This window comes from Arthrobacter sp. BE255 (genome assembly GCF_031457335.1).
Lineage (GTDB): Bacteria > Actinomycetota > Actinomycetes > Actinomycetales > Micrococcaceae > Arthrobacter.
The window spans coordinates 93886-116597 of sequence record NZ_JAVDWK010000013.1 but is presented as its reverse complement, the minus strand read 5'-3'; the positions used below and the strand labels follow the sequence as shown (position 1 = coordinate 116597).

At 65.2% G+C, this 22712-nt stretch carries 23 protein-coding genes; 9 read left to right on the top strand and 14 right to left on the bottom strand.

Annotated features, from left to right (window positions below; all coding sequences use genetic code 11):
- Positions 1 to 2 precede the first annotated feature (2 nt).
- A complete protein-coding gene (gene ilvA / locus J2X42_RS19470; RefSeq protein WP_131132683.1) occupies positions 3 to 1241 on the top strand; it encodes a threonine ammonia-lyase in 1239 nt (412 codons plus the stop codon).
- Positions 1242 to 1250: 9 nt separating this feature from the next.
- Positions 1251 to 1856: a rhomboid family intramembrane serine protease gene (locus J2X42_RS19465; protein ID WP_310167531.1), complete on the top strand. Its 606-nt coding sequence runs from the start codon at positions 1251 to 1253 to the stop codon at positions 1854 to 1856.
- Between the two features lie 68 nt (positions 1857 to 1924).
- Here J2X42_RS19465 and greA read toward each other — a convergent pair whose 3' ends face one another.
- Both greA and J2X42_RS19455 read right to left on the bottom strand, forming a co-directional pair.
- Positions 1925 to 2419 carry a transcription elongation factor GreA gene (gene greA / locus J2X42_RS19460; protein ID WP_131132681.1) on the bottom strand — a complete coding sequence of 165 codons (495 nt, stop codon included), beginning with the start codon at positions 2417 to 2419 and terminating at the stop codon, positions 1925 to 1927.
- Positions 2420 to 2572: 153 nt separating this feature from the next.
- Positions 2573 to 3031 carry a DUF4307 domain-containing protein gene (locus tag J2X42_RS19455; RefSeq protein ID WP_310167530.1) on the bottom strand — a complete coding sequence of 153 codons (459 nt, stop codon included), beginning with the start codon at positions 3029 to 3031 and terminating at the stop codon, positions 2573 to 2575.
- A 106-nt stretch (positions 3032 to 3137) separates the two neighbouring features.
- Between J2X42_RS19455 and mca the strand changes: the two genes are divergently transcribed.
- Together mca and J2X42_RS19445 are read left to right on the top strand one after the other, a co-directional pair.
- Positions 3138 to 4043, top strand: a complete 906-nt coding sequence (gene mca / locus J2X42_RS19450) for a mycothiol conjugate amidase Mca (protein ID WP_310167529.1) — start codon at positions 3138 to 3140, stop codon at positions 4041 to 4043.
- A gap of 102 nt (positions 4044 to 4145) precedes the next feature.
- Positions 4146 to 4487: a hypothetical protein gene (locus J2X42_RS19445; protein WP_310167528.1), complete on the top strand. Its 342-nt coding sequence runs from the start codon at positions 4146 to 4148 to the stop codon at positions 4485 to 4487.
- A 53-nt stretch (positions 4488 to 4540) separates the two neighbouring features.
- Here J2X42_RS19445 and J2X42_RS19440 read toward each other — a convergent pair whose 3' ends face one another.
- Complete coding sequence (locus tag J2X42_RS19440; RefSeq protein WP_396134116.1) at positions 4541 to 5263, bottom strand: hemolysin III family protein; 723 nt, start codon at positions 5261 to 5263, stop codon at positions 4541 to 4543.
- Between the two features lie 151 nt (positions 5264 to 5414).
- On the opposite strand from J2X42_RS19440, the gene J2X42_RS19435 reads away from it, so the two are divergent.
- Together J2X42_RS19435 and J2X42_RS19430 are read left to right on the top strand one after the other, a co-directional pair.
- Complete coding sequence (locus J2X42_RS19435) at positions 5415 to 6176, top strand: isoprenyl transferase (protein WP_310167604.1); 762 nt, start codon at positions 5415 to 5417, stop codon at positions 6174 to 6176.
- 238 nt (positions 6177 to 6414) lie between these two features.
- Entirely contained in the window at positions 6415 to 7845 is a 1431-nt protein-coding gene (locus J2X42_RS19430) for a PhoH family protein (RefSeq protein ID WP_310167526.1), read from the top strand.
- A 402-nt stretch (positions 7846 to 8247) separates the two neighbouring features.
- Here the strand turns inward: J2X42_RS19430 and J2X42_RS19425 are convergent, their stop codons facing one another.
- Both J2X42_RS19425 and J2X42_RS19420 read right to left on the bottom strand, forming a co-directional pair.
- Entirely contained in the window at positions 8248 to 8895 is a 648-nt protein-coding gene (locus J2X42_RS19425; RefSeq protein ID WP_310167525.1) for a GNAT family protein, read from the bottom strand.
- A 21-nt stretch (positions 8896 to 8916) separates the two neighbouring features.
- On the bottom strand, positions 8917 to 9711 hold the full coding sequence (locus J2X42_RS19420) for a hypothetical protein (protein WP_310167524.1): 795 nt from the start codon (positions 9709 to 9711) through the stop codon (positions 8917 to 8919).
- Positions 9712 to 9770: 59 nt separating this feature from the next.
- Here J2X42_RS19420 and J2X42_RS19415 point away from each other — a divergent pair, with 59 nt between their 5' ends.
- Both J2X42_RS19415 and J2X42_RS19410 read left to right on the top strand, forming a co-directional pair.
- The gene (locus J2X42_RS19415; RefSeq protein ID WP_310167523.1) at positions 9771 to 10328 is read left to right on the top strand and encodes an A24 family peptidase; all 558 of its coding nucleotides are present in this window, start codon (positions 9771 to 9773) and stop codon (positions 10326 to 10328) included.
- Between the two features lie 64 nt (positions 10329 to 10392).
- A complete protein-coding gene (locus J2X42_RS19410) occupies positions 10393 to 10863 on the top strand; it encodes an NUDIX domain-containing protein (protein WP_310167522.1) in 471 nt (156 codons plus the stop codon).
- A gap of 98 nt (positions 10864 to 10961) precedes the next feature.
- Here the strand turns inward: J2X42_RS19410 and J2X42_RS19405 are convergent, their stop codons facing one another.
- The 5 genes from J2X42_RS19405 to J2X42_RS19385 form a co-directional block, all read right to left on the bottom strand.
- On the bottom strand, positions 10962 to 12674 hold the full coding sequence (locus tag J2X42_RS19405) for an MDR family MFS transporter (RefSeq protein ID WP_310167521.1): 1713 nt from the start codon (positions 12672 to 12674) through the stop codon (positions 10962 to 10964).
- Positions 12671 to 13336 (bottom strand): TetR family transcriptional regulator, encoded by a 666-nt coding sequence (locus J2X42_RS19400; RefSeq protein WP_310167520.1) that lies wholly within the window; start codon positions 13334 to 13336, stop codon positions 12671 to 12673. Before J2X42_RS19400 ends, J2X42_RS19405 begins: the two co-directional genes overlap by 4 nt.
- Before the next feature lie 175 nt (positions 13337 to 13511).
- Positions 13512 to 14933 carry a class II fumarate hydratase gene (locus J2X42_RS19395; RefSeq protein ID WP_310167519.1) on the bottom strand — a complete coding sequence of 474 codons (1422 nt, stop codon included), beginning with the start codon at positions 14931 to 14933 and terminating at the stop codon, positions 13512 to 13514.
- Positions 14934 to 15009: 76 nt separating this feature from the next.
- Positions 15010 to 15624: a carbonic anhydrase gene (locus J2X42_RS19390; RefSeq protein WP_310167518.1), complete on the bottom strand. Its 615-nt coding sequence runs from the start codon at positions 15622 to 15624 to the stop codon at positions 15010 to 15012.
- Positions 15625 to 15633: 9 nt separating this feature from the next.
- Entirely contained in the window at positions 15634 to 16314 is a 681-nt protein-coding gene (locus J2X42_RS19385) for a DUF4245 domain-containing protein (protein ID WP_310167603.1), read from the bottom strand.
- Between the two features lie 228 nt (positions 16315 to 16542).
- Between J2X42_RS19385 and glpX the strand changes: the two genes are divergently transcribed.
- Entirely contained in the window at positions 16543 to 17565 is a 1023-nt protein-coding gene (gene glpX, locus J2X42_RS19380) for a class II fructose-bisphosphatase (RefSeq protein ID WP_181037131.1), read from the top strand.
- Positions 17566 to 17682: 117 nt separating this feature from the next.
- On the opposite strand, the gene J2X42_RS19375 is transcribed toward glpX, so the two are convergent.
- The 4 genes from J2X42_RS19375 to J2X42_RS19360 form a co-directional block, all read right to left on the bottom strand.
- Positions 17683 to 18639, bottom strand: a complete 957-nt coding sequence (locus tag J2X42_RS19375; RefSeq protein ID WP_310167517.1) for a hypothetical protein — start codon at positions 18637 to 18639, stop codon at positions 17683 to 17685.
- Between the two features lie 141 nt (positions 18640 to 18780).
- Positions 18781 to 19749: a peptidoglycan bridge formation glycyltransferase FemA/FemB family protein gene (locus J2X42_RS19370; protein ID WP_310167516.1), complete on the bottom strand. Its 969-nt coding sequence runs from the start codon at positions 19747 to 19749 to the stop codon at positions 18781 to 18783.
- A gap of 3 nt (positions 19750 to 19752) precedes the next feature.
- The gene (gene manA, locus J2X42_RS19365) at positions 19753 to 21003 is read right to left on the bottom strand and encodes a mannose-6-phosphate isomerase, class I (RefSeq protein ID WP_310167514.1); all 1251 of its coding nucleotides are present in this window, start codon (positions 21001 to 21003) and stop codon (positions 19753 to 19755) included.
- A 59-nt stretch (positions 21004 to 21062) separates the two neighbouring features.
- Positions 21063 to 22712 carry an LCP family protein gene (locus J2X42_RS19360; RefSeq protein WP_310167513.1) on the bottom strand — a complete coding sequence of 550 codons (1650 nt, stop codon included), beginning with the start codon at positions 22710 to 22712 and terminating at the stop codon, positions 21063 to 21065.

The window sequence follows — 22712 nt, the reverse complement described above, 5'->3', positions numbered from 1 at the left end:
CCGTGAACATCCTCGAAACCCTTCCCGTCACGCTGGACGATGTCCTGGAGGCGCAGAAGCTGCTTGAGGGGATTATTACCCGGACACCTGTGGAATCCTCGCGTGCCCTCGGCAGCATGGTGGGCGGGGAAGTCTTTTTCAAGTGCGAAAACCTTCAGCGGGCCGGATCCTTCAAGGTCCGGGGAGCCTACGTCCGGATGGCACGGCTGTCCCCGGAGGAAAAGAAGCGCGGGGTTGTTGCGGCCTCCGCCGGCAACCACGCGCAGGGTGTGGCTGTTGCGGCCAAAAGCCTCGGCATCAAGGCACGCATCTACATGCCACTGGGCGTAGCCCTCCCCAAGCTGGCGGCCACCCGCAGCCACGGCGCGGAGGTCATCCTGCACGGCCACAATGTTGACGAGGCGCTGGCTGAGGCACAGCGCTACGCGAATGAATCCGGAACCGTTTTTGTCCACCCCTTCGACAATGTGGACGTGGTGGCAGGCCAGGGCACCATCGGCCTGGAAATCCTTGAGCAGGTCCCCAACGTCGACACCATCCTTATGGGCGTTGGCGGGGGCGGCCTGCTGGCCGGCGTCGCAGTTGCCGTAAAGGCCCGCGCCCGTGAACTGGGACGGGAAATCCGCATCATCGGCGTCCAGGCGGAGAACGCAGCCGCGTACCCGCCGTCGCTGGCGGCAGATGCCCTCGTTCCGCTGAAGAAGGTTTCCACCATGGCCGACGGCATCGCCGTGGGCCGGCCCGGCCAGCTGCCGTTCAGCATCATCCGCGAACTGGTCGACGATGTTGTCACTGTCAGCGAAGATTCGCTGGCCCGTGCGCTGATTTTCCTGCTCGAACGCGCCAAGCTGGTGGTGGAGCCCGCCGGCGCCGTCGGGGTTGCCGCCCTGATGGACGGCAAGATCGAGAATCCCGGTACGACGGCGGTAATCCTGTCCGGCGGCAACATCGATCCCATGCTTATGCTCAAGGTCATCCAGCGCGGCCTGTCCGCCGCCGGCCGTTACATGACCGTGCGGATGATGCTGGACGACCGGCCGGGCTCCCTGGCAACCATCGCCAGGATCATCGCCGAGAACGATGCCAACGTGACAGGGCTGGACCACACGCGGGTAGGCGGCTCCATCAGTATGGGAGACGTGTCCATCACCGTGAATCTTGAAACCAAGGGACATGAGCACTGCGAGCAGGTCCTCGGAGCACTCCGGGCCGAGGGCTTCCAGCCCATCGTCGTGCATTAAGGGGCAGCCATGCTTGACGCGCTGGGGGACGGAAGACCAAGAAGCCGCGAAACGACGGCGTCCCGCGCCAAGGGCGGGATCCTGGTGGTGGGCGGGTTCGTCGTCGCCCTGTTTGTGATTGAGATCGTCAACATGCTGACCCTCCATTCGCTGAACAGGACGTTCGGACTGCGGCCACGGAGCCTGGATGGGCTCCTGGACATCTTCACGTTCCCCCTGCTGCACGCGAGCCTGAACCACCTGCTTTCAAACACGCTGCCGCTGATCATCTTCGGATTCCTGGTTTTTCTGTCCGGACTGCGGGTGTTCCTGACGGCGCTGGCATTCAGCTGGCTGGGTTCCGGGCTGACAGTATGGCTGATCGGCGACGGCGGCGTTACTGTGGGCGCATCCGGACTGGTCTTCGGACTCTTCGCGTTCCTGCTGGTGCGGGGATTCTTTAACCACAGCTGGCGCCAGATCCTGCTGGCCGTCGTGCTGTTCATGGTCTACGGCAGTATCCTGCTGGGCGTCCTGCCCTTCGTGGCGGGATACATTTCGTGGCAGGCGCACCTGGGCGGGGCAGTGGGTGGAGTGGCGGCTGCACTGCTGATGCGGCCCCGGCGCGGAGTCTAGTAATACCAGGGCAGACGTAAAGAGCCGGCCACCTGACGGTGACCGGCTCTTTTTGTGTGGACTGATTCCTAGGCGGCGTAGGGCCTGGCCGAGAGGATCTCCACCGTGATGTCCTTGCCGTTCGGCGCGGTGTAGCTGAGGGTGTCGCCCTCTTTGTGGCCCACGATCGCAGCGCCGAGCGGTGACTTTTCGCTGAAGACATCAATGTCGGAGTCGCCGGCGATTTCGCGGGAACCGAGCAGGAAAGTCTCTTCGTCACCGGCGATTTTTGCCACCACGATCATGCCGGCCTCGACGATTCCGTCGTCGGCGGGAGCTTCCCCGACGTGGGCGTCACGCAGCAGCGCGGTGAGCTGGCGGATGCGGGCCTCGATCTTGCCCTGCTCTTCCTTAGCCGCATGGTAGCCGCCGTTTTCCTTGAGGTCACCCTCCTGGCGGGCTGCTTCGATCTTCTGGACAATTTCCGCCCGGCCAGCGCCGGAAAGGTGGTCCAGCTCTGCCGTCAGGCGGTCAAAAGCTTCCTGTGTGAGCCAGGCTGCAGGCGCGCTGTTGGTGGTCGACACGGACTTCTCCTCTTCGGTCATACATGCAAAAGACCCCGCCACGGTGGCCACTTGTGGAACTCAGTAACCAGCTCAGCGGGGTAAAGGTATTGCTCCATTGTAGTCAATCCTGTGGACATAACCCAACAAGCAAGCGGCGCAGATCACATTCCGCTATTTGCTGCCGTCCGGAATCCAGCAGCTGTCCACTATCCCGGACACAGACAGGGACTCGGTCTTCAGTACCGTGCGCTGGGAAATGGTCCGGCCGCCGTCGGCAGTCGCCTCAGCCTCGCCCGGCGGGATGTCCACTACTTTCCAGCCCACCACTGCATACTTGGAATCCAGCGCCTTTACGGCGCATTTGACGGCCGTTCCCGGCTCCCGGGTGACTTGGAAGTCCACTTCCGCCTGGGTGGCGTCCGTAGTGCTGTAGCCGATGTCCTTGAACGTGACGCTGGAGGTGGCGGAGGACGTGGATACCCAAGCCATAAAGCCGATTCCGGCGGCAAGTGCCGCCGCCCCGATGATGCGCTTCGCGTTCCGGGAGAGGGTCCGCTTTTGACGGCCATAACGATTGGCTAGGCTAGTGTCTGCTGGCGCGGAAACGGCGGGCTGATCCTGGGAAGTCACCAGTCCAGTTTAGTGCGGATCCGGGTCCGGGTTCTCCGGACCAGCCAGCCCCACCAGTACAAGCGGCCAGCACAGCGGCTACAGAACATAAAGGAGCCGTCCACCGATGACAGCGTCCAGCTCCACCCAGGCCCCGCTCCGGCTGCTTGCCGTCCACGCCCACCCGGACGACGAATCCAGCAAGGGGGCGGCGACCATGGCCATGTATGCGGCCTCCGGCGTCGAGGTCATGGTAGCCACGTGCACCGACGGGTCCAGGGGAGACATCCAGAACCCCGCCGTGGAAGGCGAACCCCATCCGAAGAGGGACATGGCGGGCGCACGACGCCTTGAGATGGGCCAGGCGGCCAAAGTATTGGGCATCCGGCAGCGCTGGCTGGGCTTCGTGGACTCGGGCCTTCCCGAAGGCGATCCGCTGCCGCCGCTGCCGGCAGGCTCGTTCGCCATCCAGCCGCTGGAGCGCGCCGCCGCGCCGCTCGTGCGGCTTGTCCGGGAGTTCAAGCCCCAGGTGATCATCAGCTACGACGAAAACGGCGGCTACCCGCACCCCGACCACATCATGGCCCACCGCGTGGCCGTGGAAGCTTTCGAGGCGGCCGGTGACCCGGACCGCTACCCGGACGCCGGTGACGCCTGGGAACCCAGCAAGCTGTACTACGACCGCGCGTTCAGCCCGGAACGGTTCCGGGCCCTGCATTTCGCGCTGGAGGAGGCCGGCCTGCAGTCGCCGTATGCGGAACGGCTCGCCGCCTGGCTTGAGACCGACGCCGAAGGGCACACACCCCCGCCCGCCGGCCACCCCACCACTACGCAGATCGACTGCGGCGACTACTTTGAAGCCCGGGACGACGCCCTTCGCGCCCACCGGACACAGGTGGACCCGCTGGGCTTCTTCTTCGCCGTCGCCCCGGAGATGCAGCGCCGCGCCTGGCCGTGGGAAGACTACTCCCTGATCCAGTCCCGGATCCCCGCGGAGCTGCCGGAGAAGGACCTTTTCGCCGGGCTAAGATAGAGGCAGCAGGCAATTTCTATGCCGCGTAGAAGAGTGGCCCGCCGGGGCCGGATCCTCCGCCGCCGGCCGGATGCCTATCAGTTTCCATAGAAGGTTTATACAGTGCATCACTTGCTCCTCGCCCTGGCCACCACACCGTCGCCGCTGCCCACCCCCTCCCTGCGTGAGGGTGTATCAGAGGACCAGATCACTCCCGGCCTGTGGGGCTTCATCATGACGGCCTTCTTTGTGCTGGCCACCACCTTGCTCATTGTGGACATGGTGCGCCGCATCCGCCGGGTCCGATACCGTGCGCAGGTGGAGGAGGAACGCCTGGCGGCAGCAGCAGCCGCGGATGTTGAGGCGTCCGACGCCCATGACGGCATGGCAGGCCCGGAAGGCGATGCCGGGGTCGACGGGGACGGGCAGGCACCGGCCCCCGGCCGTTCCGGGCCGCGGGACTAGCGAGGCCCCGCTCCGGGGCAACTGCCGGGTCCAGGATCTGGATCGCTACGGCGTCAACTCAGGACGGCGATGGCGATGGCTGTGAAATGCGCCGCGAAAGCCAGCACCGTGAGCGCGTGGAACAGTTCGTGGAAGCCGAAGTGCTCGTAGCTGAAGTTTGGCTTCTTGAGGGCGTAGAAGACGGCGCCGGTGATGTAAAGGATCCCGCCGACGCAGATCAGGATGGCAGCGGGAACGCTGGCCGCAAAAAACTCCGGCAGGTAGAACAGCGCACCGCAACCCAGCGCGATGTAGATGGGCACGTACAGCCAGCGCGGCGCATGCGTCCACAGCAGCCGGAACAGCACGCCCAGGATGGCGCCGGACCAGATGACCCACAGCAGCAGCACGGCCTTGGGCCGCTCCAGCAGTGACCAGGCAAGCGGTGTGTAGCTGCCGGCGATGACCAGCATGATGTTGGTGTGGTCGAGCCGCTTCAGGACGATCCTGACGCCGGGAGACCAGTTGCCCCGATGGTAGACAGCGCTGATGCCGAAGAGCATGACGCCGGTGGCGGCGTAGACGGCGGATGTGATTTTGCGGTCGGCCGTGGGGGCCAACAGGACCAGGACAATCCCGGCGGCCAGGGCCAGCGGTGCAGTGACCGTGTGGATCCAGCCGCGCCATTTGGGTTTGATCATCAGGAGTTCGGCCAGACGGACAGCGGCTTCATCGACGGGGCCGGCCCCGCCCTCCGGCGCCGGTCCTGGCTGGCTGTCTGGAGTCTTGGTGTTCATGGGTCCAGAATAACCTACGCTTCAGTAAGTTACTCATCGGTAACAATTGCTGCGCCGGTCATACGGGGTCCCGGCACCGTGCTCCCCGCCGCGGACGGTAGCCTAGGATGTGCAAGCGTCGTACAGCAAGGGAAGTCAGGTGAGTCTCCGCGTGGAATTGCCCGGCTTCCTCTATGGCTTCTACGAGCGCAGGCTGCTCAGGGATCTTGCCGGAGACCGCATCCCCAGGCACATCGGCGTGATGGTTGATGGAAACCGGCGCTGGGCGAAGCAGTTCAATGCGCCCACCAGCCAGGGCCATCAGGCTGGAGCGGACAAGATCCACGAGTTCCTCGGCTGGTGCCAGGAACTCGGCGTCAAAGTTGTCACCCTGTATATGCTGTCCACCGACAACATGTCCCGTTCCAGCGAAGAGCTGGACCTCCTGATGGGGATCATCGCCAACACCCTGGACCGCCTGGACGACGACGCGAACATCTCGGTCCATGCCATGGGCGCTCCGGAACTGCTTCCCGACTACCTCGCTGAACGGCTCAACAAACTCACAGCCCGGACGCCCGTGCGGGAAAAGATCCACGTCAACGTCGCAGTGGGCTACGGCGGGCGCCGTGAGATTGTTGACGCGGTCCGGGAGCTGCTCCATGATGCGGTTGCCAAAGGCGCGGACATCTCCAAACTGGCCGACAGCCTGAGCGTTGATGACATTTCGCGCTTCCTTTACACCCGTGGCCAGCCCGATCCCGACCTGGTGATCCGGACCTCCGGAGAGCAGCGGCTGTCCGGCTTTCTGATGTGGCAGAGCGCCTACAGCGAGTTCTATTTCTGTGAAGCACTCTGGCCGGCCTTCCGCAAAGTGGACTTCCTCCGTGCCCTTCGCGACTACGCAGGCAGGCAGCGGCGCTTCGGGACCTGAGCCGGCGCCGTTCACGCGGAATTCACATGGCCGCAACAGGAATCGCCGACGGATGAAGCCGGAAATTACTTGGTATGGATTTACGTTGTAGCTATCAGCAGGCAAAACCGCCGGCTGATCGGGGAGGCCAGTACATGGAGCGAATTTTCGCACCGGTTGTATGGGAGGCCGAGCCCGGCCTCCAGGCCGAGCCGCCTCACCAATAACAATTCCGGGCATGCCCGGGGCTGGAGTCGATGTGGCTATTTCTGAACAACTGCCCGAGCTCGTTTTTGATCAGGGACAGAAAGCTACCTCTCGCGCCACGCGAGCCACCTCAACAACCGGTGCAGCAGACGAAAAGCCTGCGGCCGGTTTTGCTGTCTCCGGAGGGGGAACCACCATTAGCAGTTTCGTCATTGACACATCCGTCCTGCTCTCTGATCCGCGGGCGCTGCTTCGCTTCGCCGAGCACGAGGTCATTGTTCCGATTGTGGTTATCAGCGAGCTGGAGGCCAAACGGCACGACCCCGAACTCGGCTACTTCGCCCGCAAGGCCCTGCGGCTCCTCGATGACCTGCGCGTCAAACATGGCGGCCTGAACCGGCCCATCCCGATAGGTGACGACGGCGGCACCCTCCTGGTGGAAATGAACCACATTTCCGCTGAGGTGCTTCCGCTGGGCTTCAGGAGCGGCGACAACGACAGCAGGATCCTAGCTGTGGCCAAGAACCTCGCCAACGAAGGCCGGAACGTCACGGTGGTCTCAAAGGACCTGCCGATGCGCGTCAAGGCCTCCGCGATGGGGCTGACCGCGGACGAGTACCGCAATGAACTGGTGAAGGATTCAGGCTGGACCGGCGTTGCGGAAGTGGAGGCCAGCGAGGACGAAATCTCCACGCTCTACGGCCACGAGCCCGTCTTTATCCCCGCGGCTGCGGAAATGCCCGTCAACACCGGGCTGGTGCTTCTCTCGAACAGGGGTTCGGCCCTGGGCCGGGTAGGCGCCGACAAGCAGGTGCGGCTTGTCAAGGGAGACCGGGACGTTTTCGGCCTGCATGGACGCTCGGCGGAACAGCGGCTGGCCATCGACATGCTGATGGATCCCGCCGTCGGAATTGTGTCCATCGGAGGCCGGGCTGGCACCGGTAAATCGGCCTTGGCCCTCTGTGCCGGCCTGGAGGCAGTCCTGGAGCGCCGGGAGCACCGGAAAGTCATTGTGTTCCGCCCCCTGTACGCCGTGGGCGGACAGGAGCTCGGCTACCTGCCCGGCTCCGAGTCGGAAAAGATGAACCCCTGGGCGCAGGCGGTCTTCGACACCCTGGGCGCCCTGGTCAGCCAGGAAGTCGTGGAGGAAGTCATGGACCGGGGCATGCTGGAAGTCATGCCCCTGACCCATATCCGCGGCCGTTCCCTGCATGACGCCTTTGTGATTGTGGACGAGGCCCAGTCGCTGGAGAAGAACGTGCTCCTGACGGTCATGAGCCGCATCGGGCAGAACTCCAAGATCGTCCTCACCCACGACGTCGCCCAGCGCGACAACCTGCGCGTCGGCCGACACGACGGCATAGCCGCCGTCGTCGAAACCCTGAAGGGTCACCCGCTCTTCGGACACATCACCCTCACCCGCTCCGAACGCTCACCGATCGCCGCACTGGTAACAGAGCTGCTCGAAGGGGCTGAGATCTAGCCTCCGCTGCGGTTCGGGAGGGGCCGTGGTTCCGTTCGTCGGGCCACGGCCCTTCTCCGTCGCTAGGTGCGTGGCGTGGTTCCGTTCGTCGGGCCACGGCCCTTCTCCGTCGCTTAGCGCGGAGGTCCCTTCCCAAGGCTCGCAAGCTCGCCTCGGGTCCCTCGGGACGCCGCTTACAGCGCCTGGGGGTCCCTGCGGTCGCTGAGCGACCTCCGGGTCCCGATGCGCCGCGATGCGCTCCTACGAGAAGGCCCGGGGCCCGACGTGTGCGCAAAGATCCGTCTCGAGAAGCGCATCGCCGACCAGAGCGTGGCGCAGGTCGCCCAGCGACCGTAGCGGCGCGGCGGGAGGTGTCAAAGCGACGGCGAAGTGCTGGGGGCGGACGGACCCAGCCACGGACACTTACGAAGCCCCGAGAAATGCGGCGGCGGGTTCGTGGCCCTCTACTTGCAGGGTCCAATCCGGGCGCTTGAAGGTTGCCGGGGTGAGGCGGACTTTTTGGACGTCCTCGACTTTGTCCCCCCAGCTCATCCGTGTGACGCCGTTGAGTTCGTAGCCGAGTGCGCGGGATACGCCCAGGGAGGCGGCGTTCCAGGCTGCGGCTTCTGATTCGGCAACTTCGGCTTTGAGCCAGTCGAACGCGTAAAGCACGACGGCGGCACGCATCTCCTTGCCGAGTCCCTGGCCGTGGACGGACCGCTTGAGCCAGGAGCCGGTGCTGACGGTCTTAAGCGCGGCGAAGTCCTTGGCGCCGATGTCCTGGCAGCCGATGAACTCCTGTCCCTGCCAAATGCCCAGGAGCAGGGTCCAGTCCTCGGCAGTGGCCTGGCCGCGGCAGCGCCAGTACCATTGAGCCATTTTCGGACCCAGCTCCTCTACGGGGAGTTCAGCCCAGGGTGTGCTGAACGGGTTGCGGCCGGGCTCGTGGACTCCGCTGCGGGCAGCAGCAACTGCCGCCGGAATGTCGTCGTCGGTAATGGGCCGCAGCACCAGCCGGGGTGTGGTCAGTGTGAGGCCGAAAAGGGGCCAGAGGGAAGTCAGCGCGGTCATCAGGGAAGCCTAGCCGATGGCTCAGGCGGAGATGTCCCAGCTGATATGGCGCCGGACGTCAGTGAGGTTCATCGACTCCGCCAGGAAAAGATCATCCAGCATGTATTCGTCGACTGCGATGACCCGAAGCCAGTGCCCATACTCCGGTGTTGCCGATTCCAAGGACCGGCTGGCCACGCAGACCCCGGTACCGACGTCGATCCGGACCCGGCTGGTGCCGGGCATGCAGAGCGGCGCTCCGGGGTCCGCCGGGTGGTAGGCGGACGTTGGCGTGACCTCGGCCTCAACGGCCTGCCGCCCTTCGTGGTCGACAAGGCGCACATCATTGATTTCCACTGCGTTGTTGCCCGGAAATTCCAGGGGGACGGGAGCGTTGCCTGCCAGCTCAACGGGGTCGAGAGCGGCGGAGAAGCGGCCGTTGCCGAAGCCTGGTTCACCGTACGCGGCCTCGGGGCGGCGCCTCACCAGGCCGCCGTCGTCGTAAACGGGCGCCACGAGGTGCGGCGGCAGCAGCCACGATTTCCGGGTGGCGCTGACGTAGAACCCGTCTTTGGAATCGTTGATCCCCGTAGTGCTGTGGAGGACGAGTCCGTCGGCGGTTTCGAGGCGGAGGGCGCCCGGCCGGCGCAACCAGGCACGCACCAGCGGTGCCGACGGGTCGGGGGCGGAGGTAAACGGTTCATCCCAGTACTCAAAACGGAGGCTTTGCCATTTCCATGGTGAGGACCGGCAGAGGTTGCGGAACACCGTAATCAGGTCAGCGGGCGAGCCGCTGCGGTCCGGATCCGGCCGGCGCCTGGTGTCCCATGTCGACATATCCACAGTTTACGCGTGGGCCCTCCGGCAGGAAGGGAAAATCCAGTAGCATCCGAGGAGTGATCCGACGACTGGACGAACTTTGGGAAGCAGCCCCGCTGGCCTTCTGGCTGGTCCTGGCGGCATGCGCGTATTTTGCGGTGATGGCGGTCCGGCTCACCATTATTGACGTACGCCACCACCTGTTGCCGAACCGGATCGTCTTTCCGTCGTACGCCGTGGCCGGCATCCTGTTGGCTGCCGCTGCGGTTGTGCCGGCGGTGACCGGTGCCTGGACGCTGCCGGCCGGGCCGGATGGCGCTGCCGCCCTGTTCGGGGTCCCGGCACTGCGCATCATCGCCGGGGGAGCGGTGCTGTGGGCCTTCTATTTTGTCCTCCGGCTGGCCTATCCGCCCGGTATGGGGTTCGGCGATGTCAAGCTGGCAGGCGTCCTGGGCATGTACCTCGGATATCTGGGCTGGACACATGTTTTTGCGGCGACCTTTGGAGCCTTCCTGCTGGGCGGACTGTGGAGCCTTGCCCTGCTGGCAGCCCGCCGGGGAACACTGAAATCATCCATCCCGTTCGGTCCGTTCATGTTGGCGGGCGCGGCCGCCGCAATGCTGCTGCCAGCCTGACCCGGTCCGCATGCCGTGCCGATTCCGCCCTGCCAGTGCCGCCGTCAGCCGATAGGCTGGAAAAATGCCTGCTCCTGACTACATACTCAAACTCCGCGAGAAAATCGGCCATGACCCGCTGTGGCTGCCCGGCGTCCGCGGAGTGGTCTTTGACGATTCCGGCCGTGTTCTCCTGGGGCGCCGTGTCGACAACGGCCACTGGGCACTTGTCAGCGGCATGCTTGACCCTGGCGAGGAGCCGGCCCGGGGACTTGTCCGTGAAATCTTCGAGGAAACCGCAGTGGTGGCGGAGGCCGAACGGGTTGTCTCGGTGGGCACGGTCGGGCCGTTCACCTATCCCAACGGTGACGTCTGCGAATTCCTCGACGTGGTGTTCCGATGCCGGTACGTCTCAGGCACGGCACGCGTCAATGACGACGAGTCCCTGGAGGTCGGATGGTTCAGCCTCGACGGCCTGCCGGAGCTCATGCCGGGCCACCTCACAAGCATCCGCCGTGCTTTGTCCCCGGAGGAGGCGGCCCACTTCGAGCCGTGACCGGAAACGGCAGGTCGGCGACATGCCGCAGGGGCACCGCAACCCCCAAGATTGCGGTGCCCCTGCAGGCTTTATGGCTTACTGCCTTACGACGGCGGTCAGCGGCGCTGGGAGGACAGCTCGCCGTCGTCGTCCTTGATGCCGCCGGGAGCCCCGTCCCCGGCCCCTGTCCGCGCGTTGCTGCCGGCCGTTTCGGCGTGCAGCAGGGCAAGGTGCTCGGCTTCGAGGCGTTCGGCCTCTTCGCCGCCGACAGCCTCGCCGCGGGCAACCATTCCGGCGGTGTCCGAGAGCGGGATCTGCTTCAGCGTGACGGCCAGGACCAGTGCGATGGCCAGGAACGGCACCAGGTACCAGAACACCGGGGCCAGTGAATTTGCGTAGGCGTTCACGATCGCGTCCCGAAGCTGCTCCGGGAGCTGGCTCAGCGCCTGTGGGTCCAGCGTGCTGGTGGACTGCGCCGCCTGCTCGGTGGACGCCCCGGCGCCCGTGAACGCGCTGGTCAGCGACTCTGAGAGCCGGTTGGTGAAAATCGCACCGAAGACTGCCACGCCCAGGGACGCTCCGACTTCGCGGAAGTAGTTGTTGGTGCTGGTGGCGGTGCCGATCTGATCCGCGGGGACCGAGTTCTGCACCACCAGGACGATGACCTGCATGATCGATCCCAGTCCTGCGCCGAAGACGAACAACTGGACGCAGATGACCCAGATGGGCGTTTCTGCGGTCAGAGTGGTCAGCCACAGCATCGCCGCGATCGTCAGGGAGGCGCCGAGGATGGGGAACATCTTGTACTTGCCGGTCTTGGAGATCCGGATTCCCGAATAGATGGCCATGCCCATCAGGCCCACCATCATGGGCAGCATCAGAAGCCCGGATTCAGCGGCTGAGGTCCCGGAGGACATCTGCAGGAACGTGGGAACGAAGGCGATGGCAGCGAACATGCCCAGGCCGAGGGTGAAACCGATGGCCGTGGCGTTGACGAAGATCCGGTTCCTGAAGAGGCTGAGCGGGATGATGGGGTCCTCCGCCCGGCGTTCAACCATAACGAAGGCTGCGGCCGCCACCAGCAGTCCGGCGCCGAATGCCCAGGTTAGGGGTGAGTCCCACCCCTGGTCCTTCTTGCCGCCGAAGTCGGTGAAGAAGATCAGGCAGGTGGTGGCGGCGGAGAGCAGCAGCACACCCAGGACGTCGATCCGCTTTTCGGCTTGCTTGTTCGGCAGGGTCAGGGTGAACCAGGCGATGGTGAACGCGGCGATGCCGATGGGGATGTTGATGTAGAAGGCCCATTCCCAGGTCAGGTGGTCTACGAAGAATCCGCCGAGCAGGGGACCGGCGACTGCCGAGAGACCGAAGATGGCGCCGAGGGGACCCATGTACTTGCCGCGGTCCTTGGCAGGAACGATGTCGGCGATGATGGCCTGCGAGAGGATCATCAGGCCGCCGCCGCCCAGGCCCTGGATGGCGCGGAAGATCACGAAGCCCCAGAAGTCGGTGGCGAAGGCGCAGCCCACCGAGGCGAGCGTAAACAGGGCGATGGCCACCAGGAAGAGGTTGCGGCGGCCGAGGATGTCACCGAATTTGCCGTAGATGGGCATCACGATGGTGGTGGCCAGGAGGTAGGCCGTGGTGATCCAGGCCTGGTGCTCCACGCCGCCGAGCTTGCCGACGATGGTGGGCATGGCGGTGGAGACGATGGTCTGGTCAAGGCTGGAGAGCAGCATTCCGGCAATGAGCGCCGAAAAGATGATCCAGATGCGTTTCTGGGTGAGCAGCAGCGGTCCGGCTGCTGCCTTGGGACTGACGGTGGTGCTCATGGGTGTCCTTCTGCGGGTACTGGTTCTGGGAGCGGCTGGGAGAAGAGTTGGCTGGCGGCGGAGATGTTCTCCATCAGCAACTCGGCGTACGGGCGGGTGTTGCCTTCGGAGAAATAGGCCATGCTGCTTTTCCGGGCGATGGTGCCCAGCAGTACGACGGCCATCTGGACCACGGGGTGGTCAGCCGCCACGCCCTCGCGCAGCGCCACGTCGCGGGCGAATTGCGCTTCACGCTGTTCGGTCACGCCGATGATCCGGAGGATCAGCTGGGGTTCCTTCTTGACCACTCCGATCAGCTGGCGGGTTTCCTCTTCGGAGGCTGCCATGTGCTCGGAAAGCCGCAGGGACAGCCTGACGAGGTCCTGGAACAGTGTGGGGGAGATCTCCCCGGCCGGCGATGCCTTGCCGCCGGCGACGAATTCCTCGAGGACGTCTGCAGGGATGCCGTCGTCAATATGGCCGAGGATGGCGTCTTCCTTGGTCGGGAAGTAGTTGAAGAACGTCCGGCGGGAGATGTCGGCACGCTCGCAGACTTCCTCCACGGTGTAGCCGTTGAGGCCGTGTTCGGCGGTCAGGGCCCGCGCGGCTGCGGTGATGGCCGCGCGGGTAGCGGCGCGCTTGCGCTCGCGGAGGCCGCCTTCAATTACTGCACTATCATTCACAAAGTAAAGTTTTGCACTTATTTTCAATTAGTGCAACTTTGATTCACGGCCCGGGGACGGCGCGAACGTACACTTGGCGCCCCTGCTGCGCCCGGTGGCCTTAACGCAAAGCGGCCGCCCACCTTCGCGATGAAGGTGGGCGGCCGCCGTCGTACTTAAGGGAGGCGGTGGGGACCTATGCCTTGTGCGGCGGGCGCGTCATGGACATAACGTCCAGGGCGGTGTCCAGCTGCTCCTCGGTGACCTCGCCGCGTTCCAGGAAGCCCATGGCGATCACGGTCTCGCGGATGGTGAGGCCCTCGGCGACGGCCTTCTTGGCAATCTTCGCCGCGTTTTCGTAGCCGATGTACTTGTTCAGCGGGGTGACGATGGACGGCGATGCTTCGGCGAGGAAACGGGCACGCTCCACGTTCGCGGTGATGCCGTCGATCATCTTGTCAGCCATGACGCGGCTGGTGTTGGCCAGCAGGCGGACGGACTCGAGCAGGTTGGCGGCCATGACGGGAATGCCGACGTTCAGTTCGAAGGCGCCGTTGGTTCCTGACCACGCGATGGCGGTGTCGTTGCCGATGACCTGGGCGGCCACCATGATGGAGGCCTCGCAGATGACGGGGTTGACCTTGCCCGGCATGATCGAGGAGCCCGGCTGGAGGTCCGGGATGGCGATTTCGCCGAGGCCGGTGTTGGGGCCGGAGCCCATCCAGCGGAGGTCGTTGTTGATCTTCATGAAGGAGATCGCGATGTTGCGCAGCTGGCTGGACGCTTCGATGAGGCCGTCGCGGTTGGCCTGGGCCTCGAAGTGGTCGCGGGCTTCGGTCAGCGGCAGGCCGGTGTCGGTGGCGAGCAGTTCGATGACGCGCTCCGGGAAGCCGGCGGGGGTGTTGATGCCGGTGCCCACGGCCGTGCCGCCGAGCGGAACTTCGGCAACGCGGGGGAGCGAGGCGTTGATTCGCTCGATGCCGTAGCGGACCTGGGCAGCGTAGCCGCCGAACTCCTGGCCGAGCGTGACGGGGGTGGCGTCCATGAGGTGCGTGCGGCCGGACTTGACGACGTCCTTGAACTCAACGGCCTTGCGTTCGAGGGACTCGGCCAGGTAGCCGAGGGCCGGGATGAGGTCGTTGATCAGGGCCGAGGTGGCTGCGACGTGGACCGACGTGGGGAAGACGTCGTTGGAGGACTGTGAGGCGTTGACGTGGTCGTTGGGGTGCACCACCTTGTCGCTGCCTGCCGCCTTGAGCGCGCGGGTGGCGAGTTCGGCGATGACCTCGTTAGTGTTCATGTTCGAGGACGTGCCGGAGCCGGTCTGGAAAACATCGATGGGGAAGTCGCCGTCGTACTTGCCTGCCGCTACCTCATCGGCAGCGTCCGCGATCGCCTTGGCGAGCTCGCCGTCGAGCACTCCAAGTTCCGCGTTGGCCTGGGCGGCTGCCTTCTTGACCCGGGCAAGGGCTTCGATGTGGGCGCGTTCCAGGGTTTTGCCGGAGATCGGGAAGTTTTCAACTGCACGCTGCGTCTGTGCACGGTACAGGGCGTTCACGGGGACGCGGACTTCGCCCATCGTGTCATGTTCAATGCGGAATTCTTCAGTGGAAGTCATGGGGCTAGCTTAGGGCGATTGGCCGCCGGGGCTAAAACCGTGATCCGCATGCTACGGGCCCTGTACCGGGCCGGGCCTAAACCTCGCCGATGCCGGAAACCACGTTCGCGCGGCCCTCCGCCAGGCTGTAGGAGAGGCCGATCACCGCGGCGCGGCCGTCCTCGATTGCGGCGGAAATCACACGGGAGCTGTCCACCAGGCGCTGGGACGTCTGCTTGACGTGCTCCACCACCATGTCGTTGACCTCGTGCTCGCCATTGCGGATGGATGTCAGCACTGAGGGCGTGATGCGTTCCACCAGGTCGCGGATGAAGCCCACCGGCATGTGTCCGGTGTCCACGGCGGTCTTGGTGGCGCTGACTGCGCCGCAGCTGTCATGCCCGAGGATGGCGATCAGAGGAACCCCCAGCACACTGATGCTGTACTCGAGGGAGCCGAGGACGGCGTCGTCGATCACCTGGCCGGCGGTGCGCACCACAAAGGCGTCCCCCAGTCCCAGGTCGAAGATAATTTCTGCGGCGAGCCGGGAGTCCGAGCAGCCGAAGATCACGGCGAACGGGTGCTGGTTTTCCACCAGCGAGGACCGGCGGGACGCGTCCTGGTTCGGGTGCGAGGATTCGCCGGCGACGAAGCGTTCGTTGCCTTCGCGCATGCGGCGCCAGGCAAGGGCAGGAGTCAGGTAAGTAGCCACGGGGTTACTTTACGGCGAAGGTGTGGCCGAGGGTGAAACTGTGGCGGCCGGGTTACTTTCCATTGACTTCACGACGGCGTCCGCCAGGACCGCGAACTCGTCCAGTTTGGCGGGTCCGGTGAGGATGACGGTGGTGCCCCGGTAGTTCAGCACCATGCTCCGGTTGCCCTTGCCCGAGTCCCGAAGCTCCCATTCCTGGCCTCCGGCATTGCGGGATCCCGTGACGGGTGCGTTTCCTGTTTCCTGGAGGAGCCAGGTGGGATTGGCCTGCCGGGTCTGGATCAGACCGATGAAGGAGTCGTTTGGTGTGAGGAAACCCACTTCCCAGGTGGGGACGCCGCTGCCGCTTCCTGACTCCCATCGGGCGTAGTTGGACGTAAATGTGTCACCGGTCTCCGGCGCGACGGGTGTGAATCCTGCCACATCCGCGGCGTTCCGGGCCACAGTGCTCACATCGATGTCCGGCCGGAAGCCGTCACTTTTCGGGAACGGATTCATGAGCACGATCGGCAGGAAGGCAGCGATGCTGACGACCAGGGCAATGATCATGCCCATCACTGATGCGTTGGCGCGTTTGGCCGCTGCCGCCGGGATCACGGGCTTCACGGGCTGCTGCTCCGCGGCATCCGGGGCCTGGTCCGCGCTCCCGGAACCGGAGGCGTCCTGGCCCGGGCTGGTCTTTTCCTGCATATCACTCACCCCTCTATAGTCGCGCATTCAGGCGCTCAACTCACACTCGGGGCGGCAGCAACGGCGCCCCTGCCAGGTCCTGCACATTGCGGGCCCGCGTCATGCCATGCCGGGAAGGCGGCGCCCCGACTATGATCGGAAGCAGAGGAATCACCGTATCCGCCTCAACCGGTGGAACGGGTCCAATGATCGCCACTCGAAGAAGAGGTTCACGTGTCACCAGCGCCTATGACCCAGCAGTACTCCACGATTTCGCCGTCCCTGGCTGTGGGGATCGACGAGCCTGACCGCAACCTTGCCCTTGAACTTGTCCGCGTCACCGAGGCAGCGGCCATCGCCGGCGGCCACTGGGTTGGCTTCGGCGACAAGAACAAGGCCGACGGCGCCGCCGTTGACGCCATGCGCTCCTTCCTTCATACGGTCCACTTCAACGGCGTTGTGGTTATCGGCGAAGGCGAAAAAGACGAAGCCCCGATGCTGTTCAACGGCGAACACGTGGGCGACGGCACCGGCCCCGAATGCGACGTCGCGGTGGACCCCATCGACGGCACCCGCCTGACCGCGCTGGGCATCAACAACGCCCTCGCTGTGCTGGCCGTCGCCGAACGCGGCTCCATGTTCGACCCCTCCGCCGTGTTCTACATGGAGAAGCTGGTCACCGGCCCCGAAGCCGCCGACATGGTTGACCTGCGTTTACCGGTCAAGCAGAACCTGCACCTCATCGCCAAGGCGAAGGGCGTGAAGGTCAACCAGCTCAACGTCATGATCCTTGACCGTGACCGCCACCGCCCGCTGGTCGAAGAAATCCGCGAAGCCGGCGCGCGCACCAAGTTCATCATGGACGGCGACGTCGCCGGCGCCATCGCCGCGGCCCGCTCCGGAACGGGTGTTGACGCACTCATGGGCATCGGCGGCACCCCCGAAGGCATCGTGGCCGCCTGTGCCATCAAGTCCCTGGGCGGCGTCATCCAGGGCCGCCTGTGGCCCACCTCGGATGATGAGAAGCAGAAGGCCATCGACGCCGGTCACGACCTGGACCGCGTGCTGTCCACCAACGACCTCGTGTCCAGCGACAACTGCTACTTCGCGGCCACCGGCATCACCGACGGCGACCTCCTCAAGGGCGTCCGCTACTCCAAGGACAAGGTACTCACCCAGTCCATCGTGATGCGCTCCAAGTCCGGCACCATCCGCTTTGTTGACGGCGAGCACCAGGCCAGCAAGTGGGAAGGCTACGCCCGCAAGAACTAGGTTCTTCGCCCGCGCCGAGAACGCGCGAACGTACAGTTGAGGCCCCGGATCCAAGCAGATCCGGGGCCTCAGCTGTACGTTCGTACCTCGTGCCGTACGTCCGTTCGGACTGAGGGATCAGCCGTTGGCGCCTGAATGGCGCTCGGCTCGGTGGTTCGTCCGTCGCCGAGTGGCCGCCCTGACTTTTTCCAGAACGAAGGGCTTATCACCTTCGAGGTCCTCCTTGAAGACTCTGATTTCGGTCCAGCCCAGCCGCTCCGTGGTCACGCGTCTCATTTCATCGAGCCTGATCTGCCGTGGATCAGAGTGGTGGCTCCCGTCGTACTGCAGTACGATCCGATGGTCCGGGTAGGCGGCGTCCGGCCAAACAGCCGGTTGACCCCAGCTGTTGCGGATCACATGGTTGAGCAGCGGTTCGCCAAGGCTCGTTCGAGCAAGGGACAAACGCATTCTCGTTTCCTGGGGCGAATCCGCGCCGATGCGGATCTCGTCGATGGCCAGCCGGGCGGTCTTCATACCACGCATACCCGGATGCGCGGCAATCATGCGCCGCAGATCATCGATCGTTGCCAGCGGATTCTTCGGCCGGGGAAAGTCAGGCCCATGGGCCACAACAACCGAATCTCCGGCCGCGATCAATTCGTCTACGGTGAGGAGGCTCGCGAGATCCAGCCACGTCCGCGCCGGCGAGGTGACCCGGACGCCGTCGTGCATCACCACCTCGCCTGGCTGGAATGACAGCCGGTGGCCCACCACGTTCCTGCGTCTGGGCTTGCCGTCTGACCGGCCGCGGGCTATGTGGATCCGCCAGTCCTCCTCCAGCCCGGGAGGAATGCCGAGCGCCCAAATCCTGGCTCCCGATTGATACGTCAGCGCCGATGTCTTGTCCAACGCCGTATACGCGCGAAGGTTCGCAGGCACTGCCGCATTTCCATTCAGGGGTACGCGGATGCCGCGGGAAGGAATGACGACGTCGGGCTGCCGCTGCCGCTTGCGCGATACACCGGAGCTGGCGGCGATGGCCGGCGTGAAAGAACCTGCCAGCAGCTCGTCGGGAAGCGGTGAGAGTGCCATGCTTCAGTGTGCGGGAAGAAAACAGCCCCGAGAGGGTTATCCACAAGTCCAACAACGTCCCAGCGCGCGAACGTACAGTTGAGGCCCTAAACAGACGCGATTTAGGTCCGCAAGTGTACGTTCGCGCAAGAGAGGTGGGGCTTAACTGTTCGTTCGCGCGGAGGGGGAGCGGAGGGTCCTGAGCTTGTCACGCAGCCGCCGCGCCACCTGGTAGGCGTTGTAGCGGAGTTTCTTCACCGGGAGGTCCCAGGCGCCGGGGTACGCGATTTCGTGGCCGCCGAACGACTTCTTGAAGGCCGTGAAGCCGGCCCACTTGTGGTCGGGCTGGTCCGCCGGTGCCACGCCCCACAGGTCCACCTGCTTCAGGCCACGCTCCTTGGCGTCGGCCATCAGGGTGACCAGGAGCGGAATGCCCGCGCTGAGCTTGCGGTGGGCGTCATCCAGGGCCGCGTGGGCGTACGTCCGGGTGTCCGCGGAGTCGTAGGCGAGGGCCGCGGCGATGGGCTCGCCGTGCAGTTCCGCAATAAACAGGGTGGCAGCGCCTGCCGGCATCAGCGAAGCAGCCACACTGGTCAGGTAGTCGTCGCTCTGCGGTTTGAATCCGTTCCGCCGGGCCGTCATGTGAAGGAAGTCCAACAGGATACCGATGTCCTCCGGGTCCTGCGAAGACCGGAAGGTGACGCCCTTTTTGTGGATGTTCCGGTAGAGGTTCCGGTTTACGGGCTTCATGGCGGCCAGGACGTCCTTGAAGTCGCCCGCCAGGTCCACGATCCAGCTGAGCTCCGGCTGCGGGTTGCTCGGTGCCGGCTGCAGCCCCCGGCGCCGGAGCTCGTCCGCGGCAGAAGGAAGGTCCAGCCCGGCAGTCACCGGTTCGATCCGGACAAAGACAGCACCGCAGGACCGGGCCAGTTCCACGAGGGCGGCCAGGGCGGCGTCGAACGCCTCAGGGGAAGAAGCCACCGGGCCATAGGGGGCGTAGAGCACCTTGCCTGCGGGGTTTGTTTCCTCAACTGCCAGAAAGCGCCAGCCCGGGCCGGACTGCTGATGGACTGTGCGGCCCAGGGATGACTGGACGTCCGCCCACGCGGGTGTCTGGAGGAAATACTCCACCGGTCAGGCCCTCATCGATGTGGTGACGGCGAACGCGACGGCGGGTGCTTCCGCCCCGGCGACCGGGTGGACGTTGACCGGAGCCTCGGCGGCAGCCAGGAAGGCGCTCCCACCCCGGCCCAGCTGCAAGTCGCCCTTGGGCGAGTCGAGGTAGACAGACCCCGCGACCACGATCACCACGGCCGCCCCGGACTGGGCCAGCGGTACGGGGGCAGCGCCCGGGGCCAGCTCGATCCGCTGCAGCTGGAATTCCCGGAACGGCGGCTGGTAGAGCTCCTGGCCGAGGCCGGAAATCCCGGCGGCCAGCATCGGCACTGCCACCGGCTGAAACTCGATGGTGCGCAGGAGTTCGGGTACATCGATGAACTTGGGCGTCAGCCCGCCGCGGAGCACGTTGTCGGACGATGCCATGACCTCCACACCCAGGCCATGCAGGTAGGCGTGCACGTTGCCGGCGGGGAGGTAGACGGCTTCACCCGGAGCCAGCGAAATCCGGTTCAGCAGCAGCGAAATCAGCACGCCGGGATCGCCCGGGTATTTCTCATTGAGGCTGATCACCGTGGACAGCTCGGACCGGTACGGCTCAAGGGATGCGCCGGAGACCAGCACACCCGCCACCAGCGCAGTAGCCTCAGCCACGGCGGGCCCGCCCGGGATCAGCCGTTCGAAGGCCTTACGGAGCCCGGCGCCCTCGTCAGCCTCACCGAGGTCCTCCAGCAGGTCGGTCAGGAGCTGCGGACGGCCGGCCCCGGCGGCGTCGAAGGCGGCCGCCAGGTGGAGCAGGATGCGGCGTGTTTCAGCCGCAGCGCGGAAGCCGCACAACGCCTCAAAGGGCGTCAGGGCAAAGATCATTTCAGGCTTGTGGTTGTCATCGCGGTAGTTCCGGTGGGCCGCGTCGGCCGCGACACCTTCAGCATTTTCCCGGGCGAATCCGGCCCTTGCCTGCTCGAGGCTGGGGTGGACCTGGAGCGAGAGCGGCTGGGCTGCCGCGAGGACCTTGGTGAGGAACGGAAGCCGCGGTCCAAATCCTGCCACCGATTCAGCGCCGAGGAAATGTTCGGGATCGCCGGCGATCAGCTGGTCCAGCGGCACCGTGGAACCGTCCGGCAGCCGTGCGACGGAGGGGGAGTCCGGGTGCGCGCCAATCCAGAGCTCAGCTTCCGGGCCGCCGGACTCGGTGCGGCCCAGGAGCCCTGCGATCGCCGTCGTGGATCCCCAGGCATAATCGCGGAGGACATTCTCAATTTCGTACACAGCGGGTGTCCATTTCTTGGTCTTCAGGTATACGGGCAGGCGGTCTACGGGGAAGCAGGTTACAGCGGCGCGCACTGGCCGTTCGAGGCGACCAGTTCACGGAGTGTCTGCTCGTCGCCTTCGCTCTTGAGCTGGTTCAGCATCGCCTCGGTGATCGGTTCGCCGTCGGGGGTGGTGGTCACGGGGGTGAAGTCCGACGACGGCGGGGTGGGCTGCTGTGCCAGGGCGCTGCCAGCTGCCAGCACAGTGGGCTGCTGCGGGCCGGATGCCTGCAGCCGGCCGCCCGCCGCGGGGGTCTGCACGAAGCCGTCAACGGGCGCAGCGGCCTGCGGTCCCGATGCGGAGGCAAGCAGCTGGTCCACCTTCTCGTGGATGACGTCGAAGTCCGGCACGGTGGAGAAGGACGCGTCAAAATCGGGCGGTCCGATGGTGAGCCGCTTCACCTCCTGGCCCTTGGCCTTCATGGCGAGGTCCACAAAACTGCCCAGCTGGGACGAGGAGATGTTTGAGTCCACAACCTTGGTGCCTGCGTTGGCAATGTCCTCGAATTTGGACAGCAGCGTGGCCGGGTCCAGCTGCTTCAGCATGGCCTGCTGGACGCACTGCTGGCGTTGGATGCGGGCGTAGTCGTCGACGAATTCGCGGGAGCGTCCGTACCAGAGTGCGTGGTAGCCGTCCAGGTGCTGTTCGCCGGCGGGGATCCAGCCCAGCGGCATGCCGTGGATGCCGTTGGCTTCGTCGATCATGTTGCCGCTCATGGGTACCCAGCCGCCCGCCTTGATCCGGATTCCGCCCATGGCGTCGATCAGCTTGGCGAAGCCGTCCATGTCAACCAGCACGTAGGCCTGGACGGTGATGCCGAGGGTGCCCGAGACGGCTTCAAGCGTGGCCTGGGCGCCGGGATCGGCCACGCCGGGGTAGAGGTCCGTGTGCTCGTTGGTGACTTCGGTGTTGATGGCGTTGATCAGGCATTCGTTGCCGCAGTCGTAGCCGTCCGGATAGATCTGGCGCATGGGGGAGCCCTCGCTGAACTGGGCGTTCTGGAGGTTGCGCGGCACGGAGATGATGGCCGTCTGGCCGGTCTTGGCATCAACGCTGAGTACGGAGAGGCTGTCCGGCCGCCGGCCGGTGCGGTCATCGCCCGCGTCGCCGCCCATCATCAGGAAGTTGTAGCGTCCGTCTACAGGATCGATCGCCGGGCCGGCCGAGAAAATGCTGCCGATGGCGTTGCGGCCCACGTTCAGCAGGTAGGCGGCGTAACCCAGCGAGCCGCTGCTCAGGACCAGGGCAAGGACCAGGGCAATGCCAACGGCGGGACGCGCCCCGGGGGCCAGCAGCACAGGGCGGATCAGCCGGAGGGTGTTGATGAAGAGGAAAGCCCACCCGAGGGCGAGGGCAACCAGGACCACAACGATCAGCAGCGAGGCAAACGGATTGGTCAGGATGTTGATCAGCAGTGACCGGTTGAGGACCAGCAGCAGGAGGGTGGCCACCAGCAACGCCCAGACGCACAGGGTTATCCGCAGCGCGATGCGGCCGAGCTTCCGGTCGCCGGCCACAATTTGGGCACTGCCCGGCACCAGGAGGGTCATCAGCAGCAGGACAAAGGCCCGTTTGGTCCGCACCGGGGCCGAGGCGCTGGACGGATACCGGACGGGATCAGTCATGACCGCTCCGGCTGAGGGCTGCTGCGTTTCGCTTCTGGACAT